The sequence below is a fragment of the Sphingobacterium hungaricum genome, from assembly GCF_015210005.1.
Taxonomy (GTDB): domain Bacteria; phylum Bacteroidota; class Bacteroidia; order Sphingobacteriales; family Sphingobacteriaceae; genus Sphingobacterium; species Sphingobacterium hungaricum.
Genome location: NZ_MU158698.1, coordinates 2,241,073 through 2,256,434 on the forward strand (window position 1 = coordinate 2,241,073; position 15,362 = coordinate 2,256,434).

General features: G+C 38.7%; 15 protein-coding genes. 12 read left to right on the plus strand and 3 right to left on the minus strand.

Annotated features, from left to right (window positions below; all coding sequences use genetic code 11):
- The first annotated feature begins 4 nt into the window (after positions 1-4).
- A complete protein-coding gene (gene icd, locus C4F49_RS12980) occupies positions 5-1,261 on the plus strand; it encodes an NADP-dependent isocitrate dehydrogenase (protein ID WP_196936260.1) in 1,257 nt (418 codons plus the stop codon).
- A gap of 45 nt (positions 1,262-1,306) precedes the next feature.
- Here icd and C4F49_RS12985 read toward each other — a convergent pair whose 3' ends face one another.
- Positions 1,307-2,050, minus strand: a complete 744-nt coding sequence (locus tag C4F49_RS12985; protein WP_196936261.1) for an SIMPL domain-containing protein — start codon at positions 2,048-2,050, stop codon at positions 1,307-1,309.
- Between the two features lie 256 nt (positions 2,051-2,306).
- Here C4F49_RS12985 and C4F49_RS12990 point away from each other — a divergent pair, with 256 nt between their 5' ends.
- From C4F49_RS12990 to C4F49_RS13005, 4 genes are all read left to right on the plus strand, one after another.
- Positions 2,307-3,119 carry a PX domain-containing protein gene (locus tag C4F49_RS12990; RefSeq protein ID WP_196936262.1) on the plus strand — a complete coding sequence of 271 codons (813 nt, stop codon included), beginning with the start codon at positions 2,307-2,309 and terminating at the stop codon, positions 3,117-3,119.
- Between the two features lie 9 nt (positions 3,120-3,128).
- Entirely contained in the window at positions 3,129-4,214 is a 1,086-nt protein-coding gene (locus tag C4F49_RS12995; protein ID WP_196936263.1) for an Rv1355c family protein, read from the plus strand.
- Positions 4,215-4,237: 23 nt separating this feature from the next.
- On the plus strand, positions 4,238-6,397 hold the full coding sequence (locus tag C4F49_RS13000) for a sensor histidine kinase (protein WP_196936264.1): 2,160 nt from the start codon (positions 4,238-4,240) through the stop codon (positions 6,395-6,397).
- A 78-nt stretch (positions 6,398-6,475) separates the two neighbouring features.
- Complete coding sequence (locus C4F49_RS13005) at positions 6,476-7,561, plus strand: sensor histidine kinase (RefSeq protein WP_196936265.1); 1,086 nt, start codon at positions 6,476-6,478, stop codon at positions 7,559-7,561.
- A 25-nt stretch (positions 7,562-7,586) separates the two neighbouring features.
- Here the strand turns inward: C4F49_RS13005 and C4F49_RS13010 are convergent, their stop codons facing one another.
- Positions 7,587-8,057: a response regulator gene (locus C4F49_RS13010; RefSeq protein WP_196936266.1), complete on the minus strand. Its 471-nt coding sequence runs from the start codon at positions 8,055-8,057 to the stop codon at positions 7,587-7,589.
- Positions 8,058-8,307: 250 nt separating this feature from the next.
- Positions 8,308-9,201 (minus strand): helix-turn-helix domain-containing protein, encoded by an 894-nt coding sequence (locus C4F49_RS13015; RefSeq protein ID WP_196936267.1) that lies wholly within the window; start codon positions 9,199-9,201, stop codon positions 8,308-8,310.
- A gap of 58 nt (positions 9,202-9,259) precedes the next feature.
- Here C4F49_RS13015 and C4F49_RS13020 point away from each other — a divergent pair, with 58 nt between their 5' ends.
- The 7 genes from C4F49_RS13020 (at position 9,260) to C4F49_RS13050 (ending at position 15,217) form a co-directional block, all read left to right on the plus strand.
- Positions 9,260-9,553, plus strand: a complete 294-nt coding sequence (locus C4F49_RS13020; protein ID WP_231388309.1) for a cupin domain-containing protein — start codon at positions 9,260-9,262, stop codon at positions 9,551-9,553.
- Positions 9,554-9,571: 18 nt separating this feature from the next.
- Positions 9,572-10,282 carry a carboxymuconolactone decarboxylase family protein gene (locus C4F49_RS13025; protein ID WP_196936268.1) on the plus strand — a complete coding sequence of 237 codons (711 nt, stop codon included), beginning with the start codon at positions 9,572-9,574 and terminating at the stop codon, positions 10,280-10,282.
- A gap of 48 nt (positions 10,283-10,330) precedes the next feature.
- Positions 10,331-10,684, plus strand: a complete 354-nt coding sequence (locus tag C4F49_RS13030; RefSeq protein ID WP_196936269.1) for a putative quinol monooxygenase — start codon at positions 10,331-10,333, stop codon at positions 10,682-10,684.
- Positions 10,685-10,911: 227 nt separating this feature from the next.
- Complete coding sequence (locus C4F49_RS13035; RefSeq protein ID WP_231388310.1) at positions 10,912-11,505, plus strand: (2Fe-2S)-binding protein; 594 nt, start codon at positions 10,912-10,914, stop codon at positions 11,503-11,505.
- Entirely contained in the window at positions 11,502-12,479 is a 978-nt protein-coding gene (locus C4F49_RS13040) for an FAD binding domain-containing protein (protein WP_196936270.1), read from the plus strand. The genes C4F49_RS13035 and C4F49_RS13040 overlap by 4 nt, the downstream gene beginning before the upstream one ends.
- 10 nt (positions 12,480-12,489) lie before the next feature.
- On the plus strand, positions 12,490-14,700 hold the full coding sequence (locus C4F49_RS13045; protein ID WP_196936271.1) for a xanthine dehydrogenase family protein molybdopterin-binding subunit: 2,211 nt from the start codon (positions 12,490-12,492) through the stop codon (positions 14,698-14,700).
- 262 nt (positions 14,701-14,962) lie between these two features.
- Positions 14,963-15,217, plus strand: a complete 255-nt coding sequence (locus C4F49_RS13050; RefSeq protein WP_196936272.1) for a hypothetical protein — start codon at positions 14,963-14,965, stop codon at positions 15,215-15,217.
- The last annotated feature ends 145 nt before the right edge of the window (positions 15,218-15,362 follow it).

Here is a 15,362-nt window from a genome sequence, read left to right on the forward strand (position 1 = left end):
AAGTATGGCTAAGATTACAATCGAAAATGCTGTTCTGCAAGTTCCGGAACACGCCACAATACCTTTTATTATCGGAGATGGTATTGGCCCTGATATTTGGAATGCCTCAGTTCGCGTTTTTGACAGCGCGATTGAAAAAGCTTATCAAGGAAAACGGAAAATTGAATGGAAAGAAGTTTTGGCTGGTGAAAAAGCATTTAATGAGACCGGAGAATGGTTGCCCGAGGAAACTTTAAATGTCTTGAAAGAATATTTGGTAGGAATTAAAGGGCCATTGACTACGCCAATTGGCGGTGGCATTCGCTCCTTAAATGTTGCTTTACGCAAAGAATTGGATTTGTACGTCTGCCAACGTCCCACGAAATGGTATGAAGGAGTTCCTTCGCCAGTAAAGCATCCTGAATATGTCGATATGATTGTCTTCCGCGAAAATACGGAAGATATTTATGCAGGAATTGAATTTGCTGCCGGGACACCGGAGGCTGAAAAAGTTCAGAATTATTTGAAGGAAAAATTGCATGTTGACTATAATTTCTCGGATACAACCGGTGTAGGTATAAAATTGGTGTCGGAGGAAGGTTCCAAACGCCTCGTCCGTTCAGCGATTGAACATGCGATAAAACACAATAAACCATCTGTAACGATTGTTCATAAAGGGAACATCATGAAGTTCACCGAAGGTGCATTTAAAAATTGGGGATTCGAAGTTGCTGAAAATGAATTTGCAGATCAAACCTATACTTGGGGGCAGTGGGAAAAAACAAAGAATTCTCAAGGACAGGAAGCGGCGAACAAAGAACAGAAAGAAGCTGAATTGGCCGGAAAAATCATTATCAAAGATGTGATTGCGGATAATTTCCTGCAACAGATTTTATTGAATCCTAGAGATTTTTCTGTAGTTGCGACATTAAACTTAAACGGAGATTATATTTCGGATGCTTTGGCTGCGATAGTGGGAGGGATTGGCATTGCTCCCGGAGCAAATATCAATTATAAAACTGGCCATGCTGTTTTCGAAGCAACGCATGGGACGGCACCGAGATTTGCGAATACAAATACAATGAATCCGTCTTCAGTTATTTTAAGTGGTGTAATGATGCTTGAATATATGGGATGGCAAGAAGCTGCTGATGCCATTGTTAATGGCTTGTCGCAAACCATTAAAGACAAGACAGTCACCGTAGATTTCTACAACTTAATGGATGACGCAACGCTTGTCAAAACGAGTGAATTTGCAGATTTTATTATCGAGAAATTGTAGCTTAAACAAGAATGGCGGAAATAACTAATTTCCGCCATTCTTGTTTTAATTGCTTAGGTAGCTAGCCTTTACAGTGATATTTGCTGTCTTCGCCCTAGACGTTGTATTGAATACGCCTCCGTAAGAAAAATCTTCATTATCGTTCTGGCCTGTGATTTGGAATATTCCTAAATCAGCTTTTACCAAACTTCCTAAACTTGTGCCTGCTTCAATCGCAATATTATCTGCTCGCTGACGTGCATTTGCCGATGCCTGAGAGATTAATTCTAATTTCAAGTCTTCCAGTTTGGAATAATAATAATTCGGATAATTCGAGGACAATTCAATTCCTTGAGAAATCAACGATGATATTTCACGAGATGCATTATCCACTTTGTCCAATTCTTTGGACTCTATGCTCACCGTTTGCATCAAATTATATCCGTTAAATACATTGGAACTGTTGCCTTGCTCGTTAGTCTGGTAGGTAAATTCGCGATTGATATTGATTGCTGTAAAAACAATTTCTTTTTCACTGATTCCCTTCTGCAACAAGAAATTCTTCACTAAATCCCTATCATTTTTCAGTTGTTCTGACGCTGACGTCAAATCCATGGATTTTCGGCTAAACGAAGCAGACCATTTTACAATATCAGATTCGAAATCTTTTTTCGCATTTCCGGTTACGTTTATGCTATTCGTGCTTCTGAATTTATACTTGTACGCATTTCCCAAAATGAAAGCAAAAATAATCAATGCAATTCCACCAATAAGAGCGATAAAGAGACCGTTGTATTTTGTATCATTCATAATTTTCAATTTCAATAACATATGCAAAACTCGTGCTACGTTTTAGCTAAAATTAATGAAAGCAAAAATCTACTGAAAACAACACTTTTCTAAGAGCCTATATATTTATTTTAATGCAAAAAAGTATCATTAAAAGATAGTAAGTTTCTAATAATGAAATATGTATAATCGTATATAAATTATTTGTTACAACAATAAACAGCTTTAATTTTTATTGATTAGTTTTGTTATTCAACATAAAAAAAAGACAGTATTTGTGGCATTAATATTTAAAGATGATCGACCAGTTGTTAGGCTAAGAGCGTTTCGCGCAATAGATGATCCTAAAACTTGTGAGCGCTTTATAGAGGGGCATGCTCATGTCTTAACGGCGATAGGAGTACAAAAAGTAACTTCTTCAAAAAATGATTGGATGTACAATCCAGCCGCATTTGTTTTAATTGTGGAATCTCTCGATGGAGAAAATGTGTATGGCGGCGCGAGGATTCACGTAGCTGGAGGATCGCAGCCTTTGCCGATCGAACAGGCTACAGGAAATATGGATCCTAAAATTTATGATCTCGTATGGGGTTATGCACAAGAAGGAACTGGAGAGGGATGCGGGTTGTGGAATTCGAGGGAAATTGCGGGATATGGAATAGGGAGTATATTTCTAACAAGAGCGGCCATTGCAATCGCACCTCAGATAGGAATAAAATCGTTGTTTGCCCTTTGTGCTCCATACACGATTAATCTAACCAAAAGTGTTGGTTACCGAATGGAAACTAGCGTAGGAAATAATGGAACTTTTTATTATCCCAAATTAGATTTACTTGCAACCACGATGATTCTGGACGATGTAAGCAATCTACAATTGGCCTCTGATGAAGATAGAAATGCAATACATGCGTTGCGTTCACATGGGGACGTTGTCCGAATAGAAGTTCTTCGTAATAAGGAGATCGAAATCCAATATAAGCTACAATTGGACAACATGGACAAATGGGATCTAAAGTCAATCATTGCCAATTCGAAGAAGGGTTCCAATGAGGGAGCTCAAATTAATGAAAATGATATTCCAATCTTGTAATACAGTAGTATGTCAGAAAGTATAGAAGTAAAGTTTCCTTATAGACCTGCATTTATTAGGGTGATAGACGAAAATGATAGGGAAGAACTGGTTAATCTAAAAAAAAATGAGGCTGTTTTTATTTATGACGAAATAGACCGTCAGATTAAAGAACTGATCAAATGCCGTTTTCCATCTTTTTCGGGCGATGAGCATGAGTATAAAGCGTTGTCTGAAGATATATTAGATGGACGTAGCACAGAAGAGTTTGGGGTTTGGGTTTATTATCCATGGCGAAAAACACTCGTGCATATTCTGGATGAAGAGGAGTTTGTGGAAGTAAGAACGAATCGAAATCAATTAAAGATAACAAAAGAAGAAAGTGCCGAACTTTCCAAGAAGAAAGTTGGAATTATAGGATTGTCCGTAGGCCAGTCTATTGCTTTGACGATGGCGATGGAGCGTACTTGCGGTTTATTGAGACTAGCGGATTTTGATGAGTTAGATCTTAGTAATTTAAATCGATTAAGGACCGGAGTCTTTAATTTATCTGTTCCTAAAGTGGTCATTGCAGCTAGAGAAATTGCTGAGATAGACCCTTTTTTGGCGATTGAAATTTTTCCTTTGGGTGTAAATACGGGAAATTATGCAGATTTTCTGAATGGAGATGGAAAATTGGATTTATTGGTTGAAGTTTGCGATAGTTTCGAAGTAAAATTGGAAAGCAGATTTAGAGCAAAAGAACTACAAATACCTGTGGTCATGGATACTAATGATCGTGGGATGTTGGATATCGAGCGATTTGATCTTGAACCTGAACGTCCCATTTTACATGGTCTGATAGAAGATTTGACCTTAGAAAAACTACCACAATTAAGTGGAGAAGAGAGGATGAGCTATTTGATGAAAATAGTGGATGCTGCTAAACTTTCAGATCGAATGAAACGTTCTCTGCCGGAAATAAGACGTACGATCAGTTCTTGGCCACAGCTAGCATCCGAAGTTGTGTTGGGGGGAGCGATAACGACGTCTGTTTCTCGAATGATCTTACTTGGAAATCAAGTGAAATCAGGTCGCTATTATTGCGATATTGAAGAATTGTTGAATAATAACTAGCTGATTAATTAAATCATCTATCTATGGGCTTTAAGTTTCTTTTCGTTTTCTTAATGACACTATCGTCTTTTCTAACTGTGCATGCAGCAGAAACGTATGAATTTGTTAAAGAGGACAAGACAGAATATATTGGACGGGATGTGTTCATCTTTAAAGATCCGTCCAACAAATTACGTTTTGAAGATATCTTGCAAATGCCTGATTCGTTTGTCCAAAGTGATCAGGTTGTACCAAATTTAGGAATCTCCAATGATAATAACTGGCTTCGTTTTCAGATTAAAAATCTTTCGGATGCTGAGCGTTTAGTCATCAATCTTTCGCACACCAATATAGACGAAGTTGTTTTTTATACGATAAAAAATAATGTTGTCGACAGCAGCAGCGTCCGTTCTGGAAGCGGTTTAAAAGACAGGGATTATCCACATCAATTGTTTCTTTTTGAAGTTGATTTGAAGAAGGGCGAAGAAGTAACTTGTTATTTTAAGCTTAAGAGTTTCACGCAGCTATCGGCTCCGATATCTGTCCATACGCCGAAAGGAATATTCGAAACGTTGCTCGAAATGGATGTTTTTTCTGCTCTGTATGTAGGGTTGATGCTGTCGATGATTTTGTACAATATTTTTTTGTATTTCTCTACAAATGAGTCGCATTATGTCATTTACGTCAATTACATTTTGTGGGTTACCGCCGCTCAACTTGCCGTTCTCGGACTTTTTGAACCAATTTTCGGTTTCGAAAACCAATGGATTTCAAGCAGGTTGTTGACGTTTACGGGTGCGATGTCGGGCATAGGTGCCATATTTTTTGTTAAATCATTTTTGCAAACATCATCTAGCGCTCCAAAGTTTGATAAATTATTGAACGTCTTTCTATTAGGTTATCTTGTCGCGATTGCGCTTTTGATCGCTGGATACATCATTCCTTCTTACAAGATGATCAACATTGTTGCTGGAGGAGGTTCAACTATTGTCTTATTATTGGCATTCAGGTTGTCCAGCCAAAAATTTCAGCAAACAAAATTTTTTCTACTTGCATGGTGTATATTTTTGATCAGTGTATTGATTTATGTATTGAAGGATTATGATGTGCTTCCTTATAACTTCTTTACGCTTCGTTCGGTTCAAATCGGTTCAGTAATTGAAGCAATCATACTTTCATTCGCCTTAGGCGATAAGATTAATATTTATCGAAGAGAAAAAGATGAGTCTCAAGCGCGTGAATTAATCAGTTCGCTGGAGAATGAACGATTGATCCGTGAACAGAATGTTATATTAGAACAAAAGGTTGAAGAAAGGACCTTAGAGTTAACAGAAACAAACGAATCATTGCAGACTACGTTAACGCACCTGAAAGAAGCGCAATCGCAACTTGTTGAATCCGAAAAAATGGCTTCATTGGGGCAGCTTACCGCTGGTGTTGCTCATGAAATAAATAACCCGATTAATTTTGTGACCTCAAATGTTGCCCCACTAAAACGAGATATTGCAATGATCTGGCAAACTTTAGAAGAAGTTGAGCGTTTAGCTTTTAACGAATCTTTGACAGTTCAAGAGAAATTAGAGCAGATTCGAGCATACAAGGAAGATATTGACATTGATTATTTAAAAATTGAAGTCGATTATTTATTAAAAGGAATGCATGATGGCGCACATCGCACAGCGGAAATTGTAAAGAGCCTCAGGGTATTTTCACGCGTTGATGAAGCAACCCTAAAATTTGCCGATGTAAATGAGGGTTTAGAGTCCACTTTAGTCATTTTAAGCAGCATGATTAAAGAAGGCGTTGAGGTAGATAAAAAATATGGAGATCTGCCAAAAATAGAATGCTACGCAGGAAAACTCAATCAAGTATTTATGAATATTTTGACAAACGCGGTGTTTGCCATCCATAAAAAATATGAATCTAAAGCTGGAGGAAAACTAGAAATCGAAACAGGGATGTATACGGATGAGGCATTCATATTTATTAAGATTGCGGACAATGGTATTGGAATTCCTAAAGAAGTGAGAGAAAAGATTTTTGAGCCATTTTTCACAACAAAAGATGTGGGCGAAGGAACTGGCCTCGGAATGTCGATTGCTTACAATACCATAGCCAAACATCATGGGAAGATTGTCGTAGAATCTGTAGTCGGGGAAGGAGCTACATTTACTTTGATTATTCCAATTCTTCAAAATAAGTAACAACAATTGTGTCCGAAATGATGCAATATAATTAACTTCGTTATGTATTTGGTATAAAATACCTATGACTATCAGAATATGCAGAAAGAATTAGAAATATTATATGTTGATGATGAAATAAACAATTTAATTGGATTCAAAGCCAATTTTAGATACGGTTATACGATTCATACGGCCACCAATACTGCGCAAGCGGAACAGATACTTTTGGCTAATCCAGATATCCGTATCATATTTTGTGATCAGCGCATGCCAGATGAATTAGGCGTCGATTTTTTGAACCGCATAAAGAAAGATTTTCCTCGTCCTATTCGAATTCTTCTAACTGCTTTTGCCGATATGGATACGGTCGTTGATGCGGTGAATAAAGGCCATATCTTTAGATTTGTTCGTAAGCCTTGGGTAGAAGAAGAAATCATTTCCTCAATTGAAGAAGCCGACAAATTCTACATGGCAAATTCATTGCTGGATATCCGAAATGAAGAATTGCAGAAAGCGTATGACGAATTGGATAAATTCGCTTACAGTGTCAGCCATGATCTCCGTGATCCGCTGACAGGCGTTCTTTCTGCAGTTAAACTTGCTTTAGAATTTGATCAGATAGAGCACATTCATAAGCTCTTGTCGTTAATGAAAGATTCGTTGACGCGCTTAGATGCGTATATCGACAGCCTTCGCGATTATTATTTATTGAGGCGCGGAGATTTGCTTTTATCGAATATTGAGTTTAATACGCTTTTCGAAAATATTTCTCAATTCTATAAAATGTACACGCAGAACAATCATGTTGAATTCGACATTCATGTGGAACAATTTCAGCTGTACAAAAATGATAAGGCTGTTCTCGAATTGATTTTGCACAACCTTCTTTCCAATGCATTTAAATATCAACGTCAGGATTACGATAAGCAGTTAGTCCGCTTATCGGTAAACGTTTCGAAAGACCATGCGACTATTGTTGTTCAAGATACAGGAATTGGTATTTCCGAAGATCACCTCGACGATATTTTTACGCTGTTTTTTAGAGGCAGCGATCAGGCGAAAGGTATGGGATTTGGTCTATACAATGTACAGAGCGCTTTGCTAAAATTGCAAGGAACCGTTGAGGTGAATTCTGAACTAGGTGTCGGAACAACATTTACAGTAGTTATTCCGAGCAAATAATAGGTATAGCTATAAACTGAGCAACTTAAGAAAGCAATTTTTGTCGAAGTAAAAACTCCAATTGCTCATTGGTGACTTCCAATTTGGAATAAGTCTCCATAATCGTTTTTCGTTCTGAATAAAGCTCATAAGCACGTTGAATGGTCTCGTCCAGCTCTTCTTCGCTCCAAGGCTTATTTAAGTAATGAAAGATTTTTCCTTTGTTTACAGCATCAACAACCGCTGCCATATCCGTATATCCAGTCAACAATATTCGCATTGGTTCAGGATTTATCTTTATGACCTCTTCCAAGAACTCTACGCCGGTCATTTCAGGCATGCGCTGATCCGTAATAATGATATCGATGGGATTGTCTTCAACAATCTTAAGCGCTGCAGATCCACTGATGGCTGTGAATACCTTATATTTAATACGAAATGTTGCCTTAAAAGAAACCAAATTATTCTCCTCGTCGTCGACATATAATATTGTGATTTTATTTTTCTTGCTCTCCATGAGTTCCACGTTTTGTTCTGAAAGGAAAATGTTCACCAAGTTACCAAAAGTCTTTTAAGATTAAAAGCACTTTTGCGTTTTATACTGTCGCAAATTTCCGTTTTAATGATTGGAATCTACAAAATGCAATTTATTATATTGGTTATGAGTCCCTTTTTTGTTGGGGATTTAATGTAACGATTCTGATGAATTTTAGCGTGTTTTGCTATTCAAGCTATTTTTATAAAGCATGAGCGAAAATATCAAATAATTAATTCATCGTTCTAAAAGTGCTTGGTGTTTGTCCAACACGTTGTTTGAACAAACGGGTAAAATGTTGTGGGTATTTAAAACCCAATTCGTAAGCTATTTCATTGATCGATTTATTCATGTCAAATATCTTGCTTTTGGCAATATCGATTATCTTAATTTGAATGTATTCCTGAGCAGATTTTGCAGTTTCTTTTTTGATCAAATCACCAAAATAATTTGCTGAAAGATTTAATTTATCAGCAAAATACGTGACCGACGGCAATCCATAAACTTGAGGCTGTTCTGATTTAAAATAGGCGTTGAGCAACTCTTCAAAATTTTGGATAATACCGACATTAACGAAGTCACGGGTAATAAACTGCCGATCGTAAAACCGCATGCAGTAATTTAAGAAAAGCTCAATGTTCGAAACGATGAGATTTTGGCTGTGCTTATCGATTGCCCGTTCCAATTCATATTCTATTTTAGCAAAACAATCCAATATAATTTTACGCTCTTTTTCCGAAAGGTGCAAGGCTTCATTTACCGCATAATTAAAAAAACTATAAGAATCCATGTTTCTTCCTAAGGAAGTTCCGTGAATGAGATCAGGATGGAAAACCAAAGCGATGCCTTGTGGCTGGTAATATTCCTCTTTATTTTCTCCGATCACCTGTCCTGGGCCTAAAAAGATGAGCGTCCCTTCTTCGTAATCATAGTTTTTTAGTCCGTAGCGCAGGTCGCCGCAATGGATCTGTTTTAGAAATACTGTATAGAAATCATATTGCAGGGTGCGCAGTTTGCGTGGCTCTGCCTTTTCTAAATAGACAACGCTGACCAAAGGATGCAAGGTTTCATTATTGTTGAATACATTGTATTCTTTGATGCTCTTAAAATTTAAAATCTCGTCCATAATCCTCTTATTTTCTAATCAAATTTAACAAATCCTGAGCGTCGAATCGATAACTTCATTGCTAATCAGTAATAATGGTAGAGAGCCTGGTGCTCGAACAAATTGGCACACACATCCAAAAGGACAAGTTTTGCTTGTGCTGGAAGGGGAGGGCTGGTATCAAGAGAAAGGAAAAACTGCCCAAGCAATTAAAAAAGGAGATGTCGTGAATATTCCTGACAATGTGGAGCATTGGCACGGTGCTTCGGCAGATCATGGATTAGTGCATGTCGCTATTTCAAATTATCAAGGAGAAGAAAATGTGACTTGGCTTTCGCCTGTCACGGAAGAAGAGTACGATAGCGTACATTAATACATTTACAAAAAATATATGAACAGATTAAGTATTTACACAATAGTTTTGACCATGCTTTTTAACGTACAGAATAGTCAAGCACAAGAGACAGGAATGCTGGATGATAAACAAAAATCCATTGTATTGATTTCATCTTTTGCTTCGAAAGGCGATGTTGCTAATTTGGAAATTCAATTGAACAAAGGCCTAGACGCTGGATTGACCATCAATGAAATTAAAGAAATGTTAGTACATCTCTATGCATATGCAGGTTTTCCAAGAAGTTTGAATGCATTAAATCTTTTTAAGAAAGTTGTTGACGAACGCATTGCAAAAGGTATCACTGACACGGAAGGAAAATCATTTGGATTGCCAAAGCAACATGCTCGTAAATACGAACAAGGGCGAAAAACATTGGAAGAAATCAGTGGAGCGAAACAACCTAAACCAGCACTAGGGTACGGTGAATTTGCACCTCGCGTTGACGCATTTTTGAAAGAGCATCTGTTTGCTGATCTTTTTGAAAGTGATGTCTTAAATTACGCACAAAGGGAGTTGGTAACTATCTCAATTTTAGCGACAATTCCAGGCTTGCAAGCGCAATTGCGTTCACACATTGGTGTAGGAATGAATACAGGGTTGAAAGAAGCAGAGCTAAAGGAAGCTTTTCACTTAATCGGTGGATATGATGCTGCGCAAGGAGAAATCGCATTAACGGAATTAAATACTGTAGTTAACAAGAAATAAAAAATGAAAGTCGTATATCTTTTTTTTCTGCTTTTTATAAGCTTTACGATGAATGTTCTGGCACAGTCCAATGAGCAGATTATTCGCCTTTCGGAAATAGAAATCTTTCCCGAACACTTGGAAGCCTACAATGCGATTTTAAAAGAAGAATCAGAAGCATCTGTCCGGCTAGAAAAGGGAGTCATAGCGATTTTCCCAATGTACCAAAAGGAAAATCCAAATCAGATACGAATTATAGAAATCTATGCTAATCAAGAGGCCTATCAATCGCACTTAAAAACAACACATTTTATCAAATATAAAACTTCGACAATGGAAATGGTCAAATCATTGAAGTTGGTCGATATGGAAGCCATTGATCCCAAAAGCATGGCTATGATATTTGGGAAATTGAAGGAATAAAACAGGAATTTAAAATTGCACGGAATGAACAATTAATTTATGTATTGAGAACTTAAATCCTACTCAAAATTTTGATAAATCTACTCTCTTTGAGTAAGAAAATTTAATAAAGAGACGTAGTTCATATTTTTAAAAATTACTCATCAATTATTTAGAATTATGCTAAACTGCATTGCGTGTAAGTTATTAGTCCATTTTTAAATTATATTTAATAAAATCTTTCCCCGATGAGTAAAGAATCAACATACAGTAGAAGGGCCTTTTTGAAAGCTTCTGGAGCATTTGTGATGCTGGCAAGCATTCCATATTCGCTAAAAGCGATGTATGTGGATGTGGATAAGCTAACTGTTGTGCCAAAGCAAGCACTTTCAATTACGGTTAGTATAAACAAGAAATCCTATTCCGTTCCTGCAGATACAAGGACAACTTTGTTGGATTTGTTGCGTGAAGAATTGCATTTGACTGGCGCGAAAAAAGGATGTGACCATGGACAATGTGGTGCTTGCACCGTGCATGTGGATGGTGAGCGAGTTTTAAGCTGTCTGACTTTATCAGCCATGATTCAGGGAAAAGAAGTAACTACGATTGAAGGTTTGGCGGATGGCGAAAAACTTCATCCCATGCAACAGGCTTTTATCGAATGCGATGGATTTCAATGTGGCTATTGTACGCCTGGACAGATTATGTCGGCCGTAGCTTGTGTCAAAGAAGGTCATACAGGCTCGGTTGCTGAAATCAAAGAATTTATGAGCGGCAATCTTTGCCGTTGCGGAGCATATAACGGAATTGTTCAATCCATACAAAAAGTAGCAAACGCATGAGACCATTTAGTTTTACTAAAATAGACAATGCAGCGAATGCATTAGCCGCTAAAAAGGAGAAGAGCCAATTCATTGCCGGAGGCACAAACCTCGTGGATTTAATGAAGAAAAATATCGCTCAGCCTGAACAAGTGCTTGATGTGACCACAGCTTTATCTTCAGAGATCGAAGATTTTACCAAAGGAATCCGTATTGGAGCAATGGCTCGAAACAGTGCGCTGACGACTAACGCAATCGTTCTTGAAAAATACCCTTTAGTTAGCAAAGCTGTGTTGGCAGGTGCTTCACCTCAGATTCGGAACATGGCTTCCACCGCTGGAAACTTACTGCAGCGCACACGCTGTCCGTACTTTTATGATGTGACTACAGCTTGCAACAAACGCAAGCCGAACAGCGGATGTAGCGCATTGGAAGGAGAAAATCGGATGAGTGCGGTGATCGGCTATAGCGAACAATGCGTGGCTGTTCATCCTTCAGATTTATGTGTTGCTTTAGCTGCGCTAGATGCAAAAGTGAATATCGAAAACAGTAAGAATAAAAAATCAGTCATTTCCTTTGGCGACTTTCATCGTTTGCCTGGGAATGAGCCTAATCGAGATAATAATTTGCCTGAAAATGCATTGATTACATCCGTTGAAATTCCATCAAATGGATTTCAAAAGCATAGCGCTTATCTGAAGATCCGCGATCGGGATTCCTATGCCTTTGCCTTAGTTTCTGTTGCTGCGGCGTTGGAACTTCAAGGTACTCGTATAGTCGCGGCTCGGTTGGCATCAGGTGGAGTAGCGCATAAACCTTGGCGCTGGTACGATGCAGAAGCTTTTCTAAAAGGTAAAGAGGCTACAGCGGCCAATTTTAGCGAAGCAGCGAATATTGCTGTTCAGGATCTAAAACCCTTGGCGCATAATGGATTTAAAAAGGAGATGCTGCAAGGTGCTATTGCGACAGCATTGCAACAATGTTTAACTGTTTAATGGTACCCTCATGGAATTTTTAAATACGATAGATAAAAAAGTGAAAGAAGGCCGTGTAGAGGGCGTGGATAAAGTAACGGGTAAAGGCAAGTTTGCGGCAGAATATACAGTTGAAAATGTTTGCTATGCTGTATTGGTGGGCGCAAACATTCCGGCAGGAAAAATTACAAGTTTTAATCTCGATCAGGCTAAACAAGTATCCGGGGTATTGGATATTCTGACACATTTGCACCGACCAGAAGTTCCGGGTTTCGCAACGGAGGAATTGATCAAGTCTTCCCGTTTTGGCTTGCCTATATTTCATACCGATCAAGTGTATTTCAAAGGGCAGCCAATTGCTTTGGTTATCGCAGACACTTTAGAAGATGCGACCTATTCGGCATCGTTGGTTGAGGTTCAATACGCTGCAACGCCTTTTCGAGTTGATTTTGATGCGGCTCGAGAAACGGTAGGATTAACGGAAGCAGGCAAGGAGCGAGGCGCAATGGCTGCATGGGCAAATGCACCACATACGGTAGAAGAAGAATACAACATCAAATCGCAGGTGCATAATCCAATGGAAATGCATGCGACGATTGCGCAGTGGACGGCGAATGACCGTCTGGTTTTACATGATAAGAATCAGGGAGTGAATAATGTGCAGAACGTTTTTGCTAATTTATTGAAGATCCCGAAAGAAAATATAGAAGTTTTCTCCGAGTTTGTCGGTGGAGGTTTTGGTTCTGGATTGCGTGTTTGGCCACATGCCTTAGCGGCAATTTTGGGAGCGAAGCAAGTCAATCGTCCAGTCAAATTGATGCTGACACGTCCGCAGATGTTTGCAGGAACAGGTTATCGTCCAGCTTCTTGGCAGAAAATAAAAATCGGTGCAGATGCTTCAGGAAAATTTCAAGGCATCTTTCATCAAGCCAAAAATGCGACATCGCTCTATGAAAATTTCAATGATGGCATTACACGCGTCACGCGCTTGATTTATGATTTCGAAAATCTGAAAGCTGAAGCAGCTATTGTTCCGCTGAATTTAAGTGCGCCAACGTGGATGCGAGGTCCTGGTGATTGTACGGGTGATTTTGCAATTGAATCTGCGATTGACGAACTGAGTTATAAATTGGGTATAGACCCTGTCGAACTTCGGTTAAAGAATCTGGCGATTGCAACGAATCCCGAAACGAAATTGCCTTGGTCAACGAACTTTTTAAATGAATGCGTTATGCAAGGAGCGGAGCGCATCAATTGGTCGGAGCGTAAAAGTCAGCCTGGACAATTGGTCGATGGCGATTGGAGTACAGGCTATGGAATGGCCGTAGGTGCATGGAATGCGGGAAGAGGAAATGCCAGTGCAGCAATTAAAATGGAACGTGATGGAACGATTACCGTACAAACGGCGATGACCGATATCGGAACGGGAACCGGAACGGGAATGGTCAATATCGCACATGATACAACAGGGATTCCGAAAGAAAAAATCAAGATTGAATTGGGGCATTCAAGCCTGCCGCCTGCACCAAGTCAAGGAGGAAGCAATGGTTTGTCGTCCGTTAGCGGTGCGGTCGTAGCGGTGAGTCTAGCTCTAAAATTAAAATTGGCGGAGTTTGCTGCTTCGCAGAATGAAATTTACAAAACTGCAAAAGAGGAAGAAATCTTGCTTTCGGAAAATGGACTATCTTTTCAAAAGAACAATCAACATTTTATATCTTATGCCGACATCTGGAGCAAGAATGGCTTAACAATGGTAGAGGTTGAGGCGAGTTCTGGTCCAGGAACAGAAAGACAAAAATATTCCTTCTGTTCTTCAGCTGCTCATTTTTGCAAGTTAAAAGTCAATACAAAAACAGGTAAGGTCAAATTGGAACGCATGATCTGCATTGCGGATGGCGGAAAGATCGTGAATGATCAAGCCGCTGCCAACCAAATGTCGGGAGCTGCGGTAGGCGGAATCGGAATGACCTTGATGGAAGAACAACAAATCGATACTCGTTTAGGCGGTTTGATAGCGGATGATTTGGCTGGATACCATTTCGCTGTGAATGCTGACGCCCCAATCATTGAAGTAGGCTTTATCGGAAAACCCGATCCGAATATCAATCCGACAGGAGCGAAAGGGCTTGGTGAAGTAGGGATTATCGGTACTGCGCCCGCCATTGCCAATGCAATTTATAATGCCATTGGAAAACGGTTTAGGGATTTGCCAATTACACCGGATAAGATTTTGTTGGGATAATGCCTATAGCTTTAAGCTTTAGGCTTTAAGCTATAGGCATTGACAAGTTGACTAAAATTGTAGAAGCGACGGATGATATAAAAACATTTTGCTTTGCAAGAAAAAATCCCTTTTGGAAATAAAATAAATATTCGATATTTAGAAAACGTTGGGGGGATAAATTTTAACGATGCTTTTCCGTTCTTTCGAATAGTCGAATGAACTCGAATAATGCTTGTTTAAAATTATTTTGGCCTTCAAAAAACAACGGGATAATCTAATTATGCAATCAAACGATAAGCAACTGACCGAGCTAAGCGACGACGAGTTACTCCAACAGAAGAAAAAGTTAAAATCTGAAAAGATTTCAAATGCTGTAATCTTAGGATTTATGGTCGGAGTTGCTGTTTTTAGTACTTGGAGAAATGGATTTGGATTGTTTACATTTTTTCCTTTGTTATTTGTACCCTTTGCATTGAATCATACAAAAAAGGTTTCGGCTTTAGAAGCGGAACTAAGAGCACGTAATTTATCATAAAGCGAATTTTAAACTTACTTTCCAACCCACTGTATTAAGGATGTTTCTTAAAGAACTGAAATTACTTTTAGTCGCTCTGTTTCTTGGGTTAAATTCCCAAGCTCAACATGTTGGGTTTAGAGAAGGCTAAAACAAAGATTCATTA

Excerpts from the sequence above, each read along its gene's own strand:
- C4F49_RS13050 (WP_196936272.1), top strand. The coding sequence starts at position 14,963 with ATGCAATCAAACGATAAGCAACTGACCGAGCTAAGCGACGACGAGTTA.
- C4F49_RS12985 (WP_196936261.1), bottom strand. The coding sequence starts at position 2,050 with ATGAATGATACAAAATACAACGGTCTCTTTATCGCTCTTATTGGTGGA.
- C4F49_RS13025 (WP_196936268.1), top strand. The coding sequence starts at position 9,572 with ATGAACAGATTAAGTATTTACACAATAGTTTTGACCATGCTTTTTAAC.
- C4F49_RS13030 (WP_196936269.1), top strand. The coding sequence starts at position 10,331 with ATGAATGTTCTGGCACAGTCCAATGAGCAGATTATTCGCCTTTCGGAA.
- C4F49_RS13045 (WP_196936271.1), top strand. The coding sequence starts at position 12,490 with ATGGAATTTTTAAATACGATAGATAAAAAAGTGAAAGAAGGCCGTGTA.
- C4F49_RS13040 (WP_196936270.1), top strand. The coding sequence starts at position 11,502 with ATGAGACCATTTAGTTTTACTAAAATAGACAATGCAGCGAATGCATTA.
- C4F49_RS13015 (WP_196936267.1), bottom strand. The coding sequence starts at position 9,201 with ATGGACGAGATTTTAAATTTTAAGAGCATCAAAGAATACAATGTATTC.
- C4F49_RS12995 (WP_196936263.1), top strand. The coding sequence starts at position 3,129 with ATGTCAGAAAGTATAGAAGTAAAGTTTCCTTATAGACCTGCATTTATT.
- C4F49_RS13035 (WP_231388310.1), top strand. The coding sequence starts at position 10,912 with ATGAGTAAAGAATCAACATACAGTAGAAGGGCCTTTTTGAAAGCTTCT.
- C4F49_RS13000 (WP_196936264.1), top strand. The coding sequence starts at position 4,238 with ATGGGCTTTAAGTTTCTTTTCGTTTTCTTAATGACACTATCGTCTTTT.
- C4F49_RS13010 (WP_196936266.1), bottom strand. The coding sequence starts at position 8,057 with ATGGAGAGCAAGAAAAATAAAATCACAATATTATATGTCGACGACGAG.
- C4F49_RS13005 (WP_196936265.1), top strand. The coding sequence starts at position 6,476 with ATGCAGAAAGAATTAGAAATATTATATGTTGATGATGAAATAAACAAT.
- icd (WP_196936260.1), top strand. The coding sequence starts at position 5 with ATGGCTAAGATTACAATCGAAAATGCTGTTCTGCAAGTTCCGGAACAC.